Source organism: Bacillus sp. AK128, from assembly GCF_053903075.1.
Genome location: NZ_CP096379.1, coordinates 3,195,034 through 3,207,258 on the forward strand (window position 1 = coordinate 3,195,034; position 12,225 = coordinate 3,207,258).

At 35.7% G+C, this 12,225-nt stretch carries 13 protein-coding genes; 8 read left to right on the forward strand and 5 right to left on the reverse strand.

Translation table 11 applies throughout. The features are described from left to right. Positions 1–74 precede the first annotated feature (74 nt). Positions 75–1,433 (reverse strand): magnesium transporter, encoded by a 1,359-nt coding sequence (gene mgtE / locus M1D60_RS16055; protein ID WP_456275845.1) that lies wholly within the window; start codon positions 1,431–1,433, stop codon positions 75–77. A gap of 292 nt (positions 1,434–1,725) precedes the next feature. Here mgtE and M1D60_RS16060 point away from each other — a divergent pair, with 292 nt between their 5' ends. Then, entirely contained in the window at positions 1,726–2,898 is a 1,173-nt protein-coding gene (locus M1D60_RS16060; protein WP_456275846.1) for an FtsW/RodA/SpoVE family cell cycle protein, read from the forward strand. Positions 2,899–3,335: 437 nt separating this feature from the next. Further along, entirely contained in the window at positions 3,336–4,076 is a 741-nt protein-coding gene (prpE, locus tag M1D60_RS16065; RefSeq protein WP_456275847.1) for a bis(5'-nucleosyl)-tetraphosphatase PrpE, read from the forward strand. A 33-nt stretch (positions 4,077–4,109) separates the two neighbouring features. On the opposite strand, the gene M1D60_RS16070 is transcribed toward prpE, so the two are convergent. Genes M1D60_RS16070 through M1D60_RS16085 form a run of 4 tightly spaced genes read right to left on the reverse strand, consistent with a single transcriptional unit; the run spans position 4,110 to position 6,870 of the window. Continuing rightward, the gene (locus tag M1D60_RS16070; protein WP_456275848.1) at positions 4,110–5,003 is read right to left on the reverse strand and encodes an RluA family pseudouridine synthase; all 894 of its coding nucleotides are present in this window, start codon (positions 5,001–5,003) and stop codon (positions 4,110–4,112) included. Between the two features lie 17 nt (positions 5,004–5,020). Continuing rightward, the gene (locus tag M1D60_RS16075; protein ID WP_456275849.1) at positions 5,021–5,815 is read right to left on the reverse strand and encodes an NAD kinase; all 795 of its coding nucleotides are present in this window, start codon (positions 5,813–5,815) and stop codon (positions 5,021–5,023) included. 14 nt (positions 5,816–5,829) lie between these two features. Next, complete coding sequence (locus M1D60_RS16080) at positions 5,830–6,453, reverse strand: GTP pyrophosphokinase (RefSeq protein ID WP_456279466.1); 624 nt, start codon at positions 6,451–6,453, stop codon at positions 5,830–5,832. A 36-nt stretch (positions 6,454–6,489) separates the two neighbouring features. Further along, a complete protein-coding gene (locus M1D60_RS16085) occupies positions 6,490–6,870 on the reverse strand; it encodes a UPF0738 family protein (RefSeq protein ID WP_456275850.1) in 381 nt (126 codons plus the stop codon). 111 nt (positions 6,871–6,981) lie between these two features. Here M1D60_RS16085 and M1D60_RS16090 point away from each other — a divergent pair, with 111 nt between their 5' ends. The 6 genes from M1D60_RS16090 to M1D60_RS16115 all read left to right on the forward strand — a co-directional run bounded on the left by M1D60_RS16090 (position 6,982) and on the right by M1D60_RS16115 (position 12,181). Next, positions 6,982–7,572: a CYTH domain-containing protein gene (locus M1D60_RS16090; protein ID WP_456275851.1), complete on the forward strand. Its 591-nt coding sequence runs from the start codon at positions 6,982–6,984 to the stop codon at positions 7,570–7,572. After that, positions 7,569–8,198 carry a lytic transglycosylase domain-containing protein gene (locus M1D60_RS16095; protein ID WP_456275852.1) on the forward strand — a complete coding sequence of 210 codons (630 nt, stop codon included), beginning with the start codon at positions 7,569–7,571 and terminating at the stop codon, positions 8,196–8,198. The genes M1D60_RS16090 and M1D60_RS16095 overlap by 4 nt, the downstream gene beginning before the upstream one ends. Positions 8,199–8,439: 241 nt before the next feature. Further along, positions 8,440–8,853, forward strand: coding sequence for a globin domain-containing protein (locus M1D60_RS16100; RefSeq protein ID WP_456275853.1), 414 nt, complete (start codon positions 8,440–8,442; stop codon positions 8,851–8,853). Further along, entirely contained in the window at positions 8,846–9,703 is an 858-nt protein-coding gene (locus tag M1D60_RS16105; RefSeq protein WP_456275854.1) for a ClpXP adapter SpxH family protein, read from the forward strand. The genes M1D60_RS16100 and M1D60_RS16105 overlap by 8 nt, the downstream gene beginning before the upstream one ends. Before the next feature lie 616 nt (positions 9,704–10,319). Beyond that, complete coding sequence (locus M1D60_RS16110; protein WP_456275855.1) at positions 10,320–11,282, forward strand: ABC transporter permease subunit; 963 nt, start codon at positions 10,320–10,322, stop codon at positions 11,280–11,282. Further along, on the forward strand, positions 11,279–12,181 hold the full coding sequence (locus M1D60_RS16115) for an ABC transporter permease subunit (protein ID WP_456275856.1): 903 nt from the start codon (positions 11,279–11,281) through the stop codon (positions 12,179–12,181). The genes M1D60_RS16110 and M1D60_RS16115 overlap by 4 nt, the downstream gene beginning before the upstream one ends. The last annotated feature ends 44 nt before the right edge of the window (positions 12,182–12,225 follow it).

The following is a 12,225-nucleotide window of genomic DNA, read 5'->3' on the forward strand; positions in this document are numbered from 1 at the left end:
TTATTCCCCCTTTAACTATAAGAGTTGTGGATCCACATCCACTAATACTAAAATGCCTTTTACCTAAAAAATTCTTATAACAGATACTGCATAAATATGGTTGCTAATCCAAAATATACGATAATACTAATAATATCATTAATCGTTGTAATAAACGGCCCAGAAGCAACCGCTGGGTCAATTTTAAACTGGTGCATAATTAATGGAATTAATGCTCCTGCGATTGTAGCAATAAATAGGGTGATAAAAATTGAAATACCCACTAATAATCCTAGAAAGAAATGTTGCTTCCAAATAAATACGACGACTGTTACTAATATTCCACAAGAAGCGCCAGTTATTAGTCCAGTTCCTGCTTCTCTCCAAATGGATTTCCAAACTGATGCTTCAAATGCATCTCCTGTTGCTATGTTTCTAACGGCAACAGCTAATGCCTGAGTTCCTGTGTTTCCAGCCATTCCTGCAATTAATGGAATAAAAACTGCTAATATAGCAACCTGGTCTAATGTTTGTTCAAATCTTCCAATTAAACTTGCTGTCAACATACCTAAAAATAGAAGAATAATTAGCCATGGCAATCTCTTTTGGGCTGCAGAAAAAGACCCTCTGTCAATTGTGTCCATATTAGATACGGCAGCTAGCTTTGAGTAATCATCTGATGCCTCTTCATCAATAACATCAATAATATCATCAACCGTAATGATTCCAAGGAGATGTTGATTAAAATCAACAACAGGTAGTGCTAAGAAATTATAATCCTTCATCGTTCTTGCGACAACTTCTTGATCATCCCCTACACTAACAGAGACAACGCGATCATACATGATTTCCGATATCATTTTATCCTCATCAGAAATAATCAAATCCCTCAAGCTTATGACTCCAACTAATTTTTTATCATCATTGATCACATATAAGTAATAAATCGTTTCAGCATCTGGCGCTTCATTTCTTAATATTTGCATAGCTGAACGAATCGTTTGGTTAGCTTCGATGGAAATAAACTCCGTCGTCATAATACTACCGGCTGTATACTCATCGTAGTGAAGAAGCTCTTTAATTTCCCTTGCCGCTTCATTATCCATAATTGTCAAGTAACTTGCAGCCTGATTTTTATTTAGCTCATTTAGAACATCTGCTGCATCATCAGCGTACATTTCCGATAACATGTCAGCAGCATAGCGAGGTTCCATATCTGACATGATTTCTTTGACCTCGTCCACAGTATCCAAATTCTCGATAATAGGTGCCATTTCTTCGGGTGACATGTACTCATAGATGCGACGCCTTAACTCACGATTCTGGTCTTCAAAAAACTTAGCTTGATCATAAGGATGAAGCTCCAAAAATTCCTGTCTAAATAAGAGAATCTCTTCTGATTCTAATAAATGAAGCAGTTTTTCTTCAACCAATTCGTCTTTTACTTCAGTCATATTTTTGCCACCTCCCTTTTAACGCATAGAATCTTTCGTCAAGATTCAACATTTTTCTCTATAGTAGCATGAATTTATTGTAAAAGTCCTTTCTAACGGACCAAACTGGATTAGCAATAGATATAATTGGTTTTAATGTTAATTCACTTAAAAGATAAAGCAAAGCCGAATAATAGTACATACCCACTTCTCGGTTTTATTAACCCTCTTACAAAAAACTAATCAAAAATAGGTTAGTTATTGGAAAAATTGGTATTACTGATAATAACCATCATTAGAAGAAGGGACATCTATGGATTCCGAAAAAACTTTGCAACAACGACTCGATTATACATTACTCTTCATTTTATTTTTATTAAGTATAGCAAGTACCTTAGCGATCTTCAGTGCTGAGGCATCTCTTCCTGAAAAGCTTCAACACATTAATTTTGTTGCTCAACAATGGCAGTGGTATATAGTGGGTTCAATAGCTATTTTTGTAACCATGATTGTTGACTATGACCGCTTTAAACAAGTAGCCTGGTATTTATACGGATTTGGTTTAATGTTATTAATGGGGCTTGAGTTAAATGTCCCTTCCAACTTGGTTCAAACGATTAAAGGGGCTACAAGCTGGTATAAACTGCCTGGAATAGGAAACTTCCAGCCTTCAGAGCTTCTCAAGATCTTTCTCATCCTAGTTTTAAGTCAGCTTGTCGTTTCACACCGTGAAAAATACCAGGATGGTTCAGTTAAACTGGACTTATTATTACTATCCAAGTTATCCATTACCACCCTTGCACCGGTATTATTATTAATCAAGCAGCCAGATATGGGAATGTCTATGGTATTTATGGCTATCTTTTTAACCATCTTAATTGTCTCAGGGATTCGCTGGCGAATTTTACTAGTGCTTTCCATAGTTTTTAGTGGAATCGTGTTGTCATTCATTTATATGTATTTTGCTTTCCCAATATTTTTCCGTGAGAATATCCTTGATGATTATCAATTAAATCGTTTCTATGGATGGCTCACACCCTATCAATATTCTAGTGGACAAGGCTTCCAGCTTATCAAATCATTACTTGCCATTGGTTCTGGTGCACTTTCAGGAAAGGGTTATATGCAAACGGAAGTTTACCTTCCAGAGCCCCATACCGATTTTATTTTTTCGGTGATTGGTGAGCAATTTGGGTTTATTGGGGGAAGTATCGTCATTTCTTTGTTTTTCTTACTTATCTACCGAATGATTCGTATTGCTATGGAATGCAATGATCCTTATGGAAGTTATTTATGTGCAGGGGTGATCGGTATGATTACCTTCCAGGTATTCCAGAACATCGGCATGACAGTGGGGTTATTACCCATCACGGGGCTTCCCCTCCCCTTCATTAGCTATGGTGGAAGCTCATTGGCTACGTATATGCTAGCAATCGGCATCATTTTGAATGTCCGTTCACGAACAAAGAAGTATTTATTTGATTGAGGTTTGGAAATAAGCATTTCAGCCAGTTATAAACCCGAACTAGTAGGTGATATACTGAAGTATCTTTCACCTACTAGTTCGGGTCTCTATTTGTTACATTCAATTAAGTCGTGGATTTTGAATACTATTTTTATAAACTAGTGGAATGGAGCGGAAGACACTCGACTCCTGTGGGAGAAGCGTGTTGAGAGAGACCCCACAGGCGCAGAACGCCGAGGAGGCTCCCGAGACCGCCCGCGGAAAGCGAGTGTCTGAAGCGCAATGGAACAACCCTGTTATCCAGCTTAACAGGTTAATAAGTATGAAAGAAACCACAAACATTATTATATTTGATAGGTAGACTAATTTTGAGATTGTTCGTCTTTGAGACTGGGGTATTAGGTTTTTTCCAGCCTTTTTTGGTTTATACTAATCCGGTACAAGAAGGAGGATTCAACATGAAATTAGATATTATTGGAGATATTCATGGATGCTACAGCGAGTTTGTCGAGCTTACCAAAAAGCTGAATTATGATTGGGAACAAGGATTACCTATTCATAAGGATGGAAGATTGCTTGCTTTTGTTGGTGATTTAACCGATCGTGGTCCTCATTCATTAAAGATCATTGATACCCTACATAAACTTGTTATTGTTGCTAAACAAGGCTTTTATTGTCCTGGTAACCACTGTAATAAACTTTATCGATATTTTTTAGGAAGAAAAGTACAAATCACTCATGGTTTAGAAACGACGGTTGCAGAATTTGAAGCATTATCTAAGCAAAATCAAGAAAAAGTGAAAAAGCAGTTTATTGAATTATATGAGGCTTCTCCTCTCTATCACATATTGGATGAAAAAAGAGTGATCATAGCCCATGCTGGTATTCGAGAGGATTACATTGGGAGACAAGATAAAAAAGTTCAAACCTTTGTATTATATGGAGATATTACAGGAGAAACCCATCCTGATGGATCTCCTGTTAGACGTGATTGGGCACAACATTATAATGGTAAGGCATGGATTGTTTATGGCCATACTCCTGTTAAAGAGGCTAGAATTGTTAATCATACAATTAATATTGATACGGGAGCTGTCTTTGGAGGAAAGTTAACGGCATTTCGTTATCCAGAATTAGAAACCATCTCTGTTCCATCCTCTATGCCAGTTGTTCAAGAGAAATTCAAATTTTTCCTTTAAATGATGTAGTCATAAATTTCACCATAAAGTAAGCTAATCACTCTGTAATACTTGCTCCATATCAATTGGAAGTGGAGTGGATAATGTCAATTGTTCTCCTGTGATTGGATGAAGAAAGCTTATTTCACGACTATGTAATGCCTGTCGTGTGATGAATAATTTACTTCCACCATAAAGTTCATCCCCAAGAAGAGGGTGACCTATATAAGACATATGGACTCTAATTTGATGGGTTCTTCCCGTTTCCAGTCTTAGTGCAACATGAGTAAACTCTTTATATCTCTTTAGCACTTCAAAATCAGTAACAGCCGTTTGTCCATCTTCTCTCACTTCTCGCTCTATGATGCTTGTATCTTTCCTTCCGATTGGTGCTTGAATGGTTCCACTGTCCTCTAATACCTGACCGTGGACAAGGGCTTCATAGGTTCTTTTTATTAGAGAGGCTTTCTGCTGTTTAGAAAACAAATGATGTGTATAACGATGCTTTGCAACGATTAATAGACCACTAGTATCCCGGTCTAGACGGTTAACAATATGAACCGTACTACCGATATTCTTTTGATCATAATAATAGAGAAGAGCATTTGCCAAAGAACCACGTGGATGTTCCCTTGATGGAATGGTCGGAATGTTAGCAGTTTTATTGACTACAAGCAAATAATCATCTTCAAATGCAACAGACAGTGGAAGGTCTTCCTTTCTTAACTCCTCACTTGGCAGTTCAATTGGGAAAATGACTTGAAGGTGATCACCGTCTTTTAATTGATACCGAACAGTTACAGGAAACAAGTTAACTAGTATTTCCCCACCTCTAAATTTAATATCCGTTAAGGCAGTTTTAGAGATTTCCCGCTCTTTTAGAAAATCTCTAACTAGCTTCCCTTCATTTTCTTTATTAACTTCCCAGCTTAATTGAAATCGTTCCACAAGCCTTTCCTTTCTCACTAGTCTCCAACGAATGAATCTCTAACTCTCTTCCAGAACGGAAAAGGACGGAAACGAGCAAATTTAATTTTTTCTTTTGCGACACGGTATTGAATTGATTTAACGTCCTTGTGAAGGAGCGTTAAATGATCAACTGTGATTTGAAAATCAACATGGTTAATGGGCTTTAGCATACATGTATGATGATTGGGTAGAACAAGAGGAGAACCGATTGTTCTAAACACTCTATTATTAATAGAAGCCATTTCTGCAACCTGGATTGCTTCTATAGATGGGTGAAGAATCGCACCACCTAATGCTTTATTGTAAGCGGTACTGCCTGAAGGTGTAGAAATACATAAACCATCCCCGCGAAATGTTTCAAAGCCTTGCCCTTTGATTTCTAAATCCATCACAAGGGAACCCTCAACAGCTTTTACCGTGCTTTCATTCAAGGCCAAATACCTTGCTTCTTTTCCACCATTTAGGTGACGTATAATTACTTCAAGAAGAGGATATTCAACCACCTGGTATGGAGTTTTTGCAATGGCAATGACAAGCTTCTCCACTTCTTCAGGTACCCAATCTGCATAAAACCCTAAGTGCCCAGTGTGAACACCTACAAAAGCTGTTTTATCTAGACGTTTTTGGTACCGATGAAAGGCATATAACAGTGTTCCATCCCCACCAACTGAAATGACAATATCGGGTTGATCTTCATCATAAACAAGCTCAAAATCCTGTAAATAAGTCTTCATTTTAAGCATTAATGTGTTAGATACTGTATCACCTTTAGATGTTATTGCAAACTTCATTGTTTCACCCACCCTTAAATCTCATTCTTTCTAGAAAAAGCAGCCTGAGCTTCCTGAATTTCATCCTTGATTAAGGACATTTCCTCATCTAATTGAAAGGCAGCCTCTGCTGCCCGCTGAAGTCTTTTTTGAATATTGATGGGAATCTGACCACTATATTTATAATTTAATGAATGCTCAATTGTAGCCCAAAAATTCATAGCTAACGTTCTAATTTGGATTTCAACTAATATTTTTTTTACACCTTGTAAGGTTTCTACGGGATATCGAATGACTAGATGATAGGAACGATAGCCACTCTCTTTGTTTTTGGAGATATAATCTCGTTCCTCAACAATTTCAAAGTCTCTTCGTTTTTTCAATAACTCAACTACTGTGCTGATGTCCTCCACAAACTGGCACATCATTCTAACTCCTGCAATATCTGAGATTTCCTCTTCTATTTTTTCTAGTTCAATACTTTTATGTAATGCCTTGTTCATAATACTTGGAATAGGCTTGACTCTTCCCGTTACAAATTCTATTGGTGAGGTGAGTGAGTGCTCCTCAAATTGAGAACGAATGCCTTTAAATTTTATTTTCAATTCATCAACAGCTTGAACATATGGAGCTAAAAATACATCCCAGTTCTCTATCATTTTATCACCGCCATTATCATTCACATTTCATTCTACCTATTTTAGAACATTAAAAACCGACTCAACTTCTTTCACCATTTCATCTCCATAATTGGTGTTGCCTTCAATATTTTGGACTAACTCATCTAGCTCCATTTCTAAACCAATTAATTCGATTTCTTGTTCACCCATTATCAACTTAACTGGATAATGGCTTTCCAATACTTTTTTAAGCTCTGGCCAAATATTCCTTGATAAGGATAAATAAACATATTCATCTACCAGTTCTAGTATGTAAACAAATGCTAATTGATCGGAGTCTACAAGTACCCTTTCAGCCGCCTTAATTGAGCTCCCATTAAGGTCTACAGGGCTTGAAATAAGAAGAAGTTCTTCTTCCTTCCACTCTATCTTCTCAATTGAGATTCTTTTCTGCATATTGATACTCCTTCCATTACTTAAATCTACATGTTATTTTACCATATAAAACCTTACCACATTAACTGTTTGATTATAGTATAATGGTTTTTAGGTAAAGGAGTTTGAGTGATGACACAAGAGATTGAAATTGAATTTAAAAATCTAGTAACTAAAGAAGAATTTGATTATTTAATAAAAGAATTTTCAATTGCGAAACATCAATTTATCATACAACAAAATCATTACTTTGATACAGATGACTTTTCTCTAAAGAATCAGAAATCAGCTTTGCGTATTCGCTTCAAAAAGAACAGCTATACACTTACGTTAAAGCAAACAATTGAAGAAGGAATTCTTGAAACTCATCAGGAACTTACAGATAAAGAAGCAAAAGAAATGCTTGATGGGAAGTTTTTATCTGGAGAGATTTTTAATATTATCACAGCTCTTCATATAAACCCTAAAGAAATTAAGTACCTAGGTACACTGGAAACAAATCGAGCTGAAATTGATTATTCAGATGGTACCCTTGTGTTTGACCATAGTCGCTACTTAAATAAGGACGACTATGAAATTGAATTTGAAGTACCCGACTTTCAACAAGGGCAATTGGATTTTCAGCAGCTTCTTCAAAAATATCAAATACCTATTCGAGAAACAGAAAATAAAATACGTCGTTTTTTCAATGAAAAACAAAGGAGACTGGAGGAGCGTTCATGAATATTAATCAGCTAAAAATGGTACTAGAGCTTCAAGCATTGCGCAACTTTTCTGGATCTTCATCTGCAGGTGAAACAAACTCTAATTTATTTCAGGAAATGTTCACAGAGTTATTATCAAAAGGACTCAATACTAGTGAACAAACTCTATCCTTCTTAAAAAATGAAGCCCAAGTAATGCCAAGTTCTCAAGCAATAACTGGATTATCTCCTGTATCAAAAGCACTACCTCCTATCCAGTTAGGTAGCATTGATGAGATGATCCAACAAGCTGCAAGTAAATATAATATCGATGAAAAGCTAATTAAAGCAGTGATAAAAAATGAGTCAAATTTCAATTCAAATGCGGTAAGCCACGCTGGTGCAAGTGGACTCATGCAGCTTATGCCTTCCACTGCTAGAGGTTTAGGAGTTACCAATATATTTGACCCTGCCCAAAACATTGAAGGCGGGACAAAGTATTTAAGAAATATGTTAGATCGATACGATGGTAATTTACGATTAGCCTTGGCTGCCTATAATGCAGGACCAGGTAATGTTGATAAATATAATGGAATTCCTCCATTTAAAGAAACCCAGAATTATGTTAAAAAGGTTACGAACACCTATAATCAGTTAAATGCATAAACACAGAGATACAAGCGCCCCGCTACTATGAACCTCCAGTTGGAATCCCAACTGGAGGTTTTTTACGGTTAGAAACCATAGAAGAGCACTGGATAGGACATGTAGCAAGCACTTTATTTGATGAACCTTCTAATGCTTGATAAAATAAAATCAGACATAAATATTTAACTTGGTGAGAAATTATAGCTAGATACTATAACAACTTGAACCTTCCTATAATGAAAAAGGAGTTTTTATTCATATGACAGAGCAAGAGTATGGCAATACCCCTTTCCAGGCAATCGGTGGCGAGGAGGTTATCTCTCGTTTAGTAGATGCCTTTTATAGAAGAGTAGGCAGCCATCCTGACTTAGAACCTATTTTTCCTAATGATTTAACGGAAACTGCTCGAAAACAAAAACAATTTTTAACACAATATCTAGGAGGACCTAGTCTTTATACAGAAGAACACGGTCATCCCATGCTAAGAGCTCGTCACTTACCCTTTGAAATCACCCCAACTCGTGCAAAAGCATGGCTAGCATGTATGGATGAAGCGATGGATGAAATTGGCTTTGTTGGTGAACTTCGTGATGGATTTTACCAACGACTTGTATTAACTGCACAGCATATGATCAATACTCCTGAACATAAGGAGGACAGTCATCGTGAATAACCACCTTGACCAATCAATTGTTCCGGAATGTAGCAAGAAGCCTTTAGAAATATATGTGTTTATCGATCCTCTTTGCCCTGAGTGCTGGGCACTGGAGCCAGCTTTAAAGAAACTACAAATTGAATATGGTAAATATTTTTCTATTCGCCACGTTATAAGTGGGCGATTGGCCTCTTTAAATTTAAGGAAGGCTACATTAAATGGAAATATCGCCAATGTTTGGGAGCGAACGGCTAGTCGATCTGGAATGTCTTGTGATGGGGATATATGGTTTGAAAATCCTATCTCAACGCCCTATACTGCATCCATTGCAATTAAGGCTGCAGAGCTACAGGGAAGAAAAGTCGGCCTTAAATTCTTACGAAAATTACAAGAGCTTCTTTTTTTACAAAAGCAAAATATTTCTGAAGAAGCTGTTCTAATTGAGTGTGCAAACGAAGTAGGTTTAGAAGTGGAAGAGTTTGAGAAAGACCTTCATTCTGAAAGTGCTGCAAAAGCATTTCAATGTGACCTAAAGATCACATCAGACATGGAAGTAGAAAAAATACCAACGCTCGTTTTCTTTAATGAAAATATTGAAGAAGAAGGTATGAAGGTGACTGGTTTATATCCTTATGACGTTTACGTGCGAATCATTCAGGATCTACTTCAGGATACACCTGCACCAAGCTCACCTCCACCGTTAGAAGATTTCTTAAAATATTTTAAGTTTGTAGCAACTAAGGAAATCGCAGTTGTATATAACATGGAACCAAATGAAGTTGATAAAGAAATGAAAAAACTGTTATTGAAGCAAAAGGTGGAAGTTGTACCTGTTAAGTACGGTACCTTTTGGAGATATATCGAATAACCAATAAGGAAATGTAATTATGCTTGGCTGATAATAAATACAGCCAGGCTTTTTTGTGTCTCGTTTAAGGTGTTTATGGTTTTCTTAAATTCAGCGAGGCAATGGAATAAATCTTTTTTGCTTTTCATCAATAAGATGCAAAGTTTTTGCATATGCATGGTAAAAAGGACGACTTCGAGCTTATCCATAACTACTTCATTGGAGGAATGCTTCATGAATATAAAAGTATTAGTCTGTGCTATAGCTTTTCTAGGAGCTTTTTATTTTCAACTTCTTGGTATGCTTAATTTGATCCCACTCTTCATCACTACCCCAATCCTATTTATCGTTTTACTACTTATTGTCAGTACCTTTAACAATCGAAAGCGTTTTAAAGGTTTTTAACAACACCAAGGTAATACATTACCTAAATTCAATTTTATTAACTCTAATAGAAAAATCACAAACACGATTCTACCTTTTTAGGTAGGATCGTGTTTTTTAAATTTTTGATGTACATACATTTAGAATTGGTTTAAAATATAAAAATGGAAATATTTACAATTTTTATTTTTCTCAATTCCTGAAACAATCTTTCTTAATTCAACGTTAAATACACTATAAGAGGAGGATAAGAATGCATGTTGTAGGTAGCTTTATTAAACAAATCATCATATTTATAGTCATTTCATTTCTATTAATATCAATTACTCTTATTCCAATTGGAACCGAGGAAATCATAAAGGATTATAAATTAACCTTTGAATATAACTGGTCTTTGTATTGGAATGAAGTGAAAGATACAAGCCTAAACTTGTTGGCGGGCCATGGTCTAGGAACGACTAGTATAGGTATTTCGGTGTTTGAGCATATCCAACAATATGTAGGACGTAGTTTACTACTGATTACTCTAGGCTACTTACTTAGCTTGGTATTTGGTTTTATTAAAGGCCTGTTAGATTTTAAATTTTCAAGGATGTCTCAATCATTAATGGGAAGAGTGAGTAATATTCTATTCACTTCTTTGCCTGATTTCTTTGTATTTATCTTACTCCAATATTCGTTCTTACTTTTGGCAAGAGCAGGGTTTCCAAGACTTGATTTATATGGTTTCGAAAATTGGTATAATATCTTCTTACCATTAATTGCATTGCTTATATTTCCTGTTTTTTATCTATCAAAGATTGTTCTTACAGAGCTTAAGCTTGCTGAGAAAAATGACTATGTATTAACAGCAAAATCAAAAGGCCTTCATTCGTATTGGGTTTTAAATAGACATATCATTAAGAACTGTATCCAAACCTTTATGGCTCATGGCCAAACTGTGTTTCTCTTCTTTTTATCCAGTCTTCCTATTATTGAGCTATTATCAGCTTATAACGGAGCAGGATACCAATTAATGACAGCGATTATGAACAAAGAATTACATTTGGTCATAGGATACTTCCTTACATTTTTACTAATTATGTATGTGGCCGTTTGGTTCAATAAAATTATTTTAATGATTTGGAAAAAAGAACGTCATTCTAGACTACTAACTAATAGACTGCCAGAAACTAAATCAAATCTTGTCCAACACTCAAAAGGAGTCTCACGATGAATGTATTTCGGTCAAGTCCTTTATTTCTAATCGGTTGCATTGCCTTAGCATTTTTGCTATTCATTACTTTCATAGGTCCTTATCTACCATTTGTTAGTGAGGATCTAGAGGAAAAAATGTTCGTACTAGATGAAAATCGAAAGCCTGTTCCTCCCCCGTTCCCACCTTCTGATCAATATCTTATAGGAACGGACTCAAAAGGTAGAGATTTGTTAAGTGTATTAATTCATGGAGCTAAAGAAACTTTATTGTTTATTGTATGTATTTCTTTAATTCGTTACATAGTAGCTTTACCTCTAGGCTATATTGCAATTTATAATAGAATGGTTAAAAATTTGATCTTGTCATGGAACAGATTGTTTTCTTATGTTCCTACTTTTATGGTGATATTAATTCTTTCTTTATTGCCCTTTATCTTGTATTCCTTTAATCGTTTATGGATGATGATTTTACTAATTGCATTAATAGATGTAGGGAGAGTTGCAGAATTATATCGTGAAATGTTTGATCAGATCAAAGAAAAACAATTTATCTCTTCAGGAATTTCTGCAGGAGCAAAGCCAGTTTATTTGTTCGTCCGTTATTATCTTTTCCCAGCTAGAAACCAAGTAATTGTTCATCTTATTCTTGATTTAGGCAGAAACCTACTTTTACTTGCCCAATTAGGATTTGCCTCCGTATTCCTTACTCAAGTAATCTTTCAAGATGAGACAGGTCAATGGATTTGGATGAATAGTTCAAATAACTGGCCAATTTTCTTAAAAGACGTGCTTGAAGACATTCGGAGAGCTATTTGGATTCCGTTTTGGGCTTCTGTATTTATTGCTTACACCATTTTTGCCATTAATTTGTTTGGTGAAGGGTTAAAGGATTTATTTGAAAAGAAAGCTAGAACATAATTAAACATAAAAAATGCCGATTTTCCATTTGAAAAATCGGCATT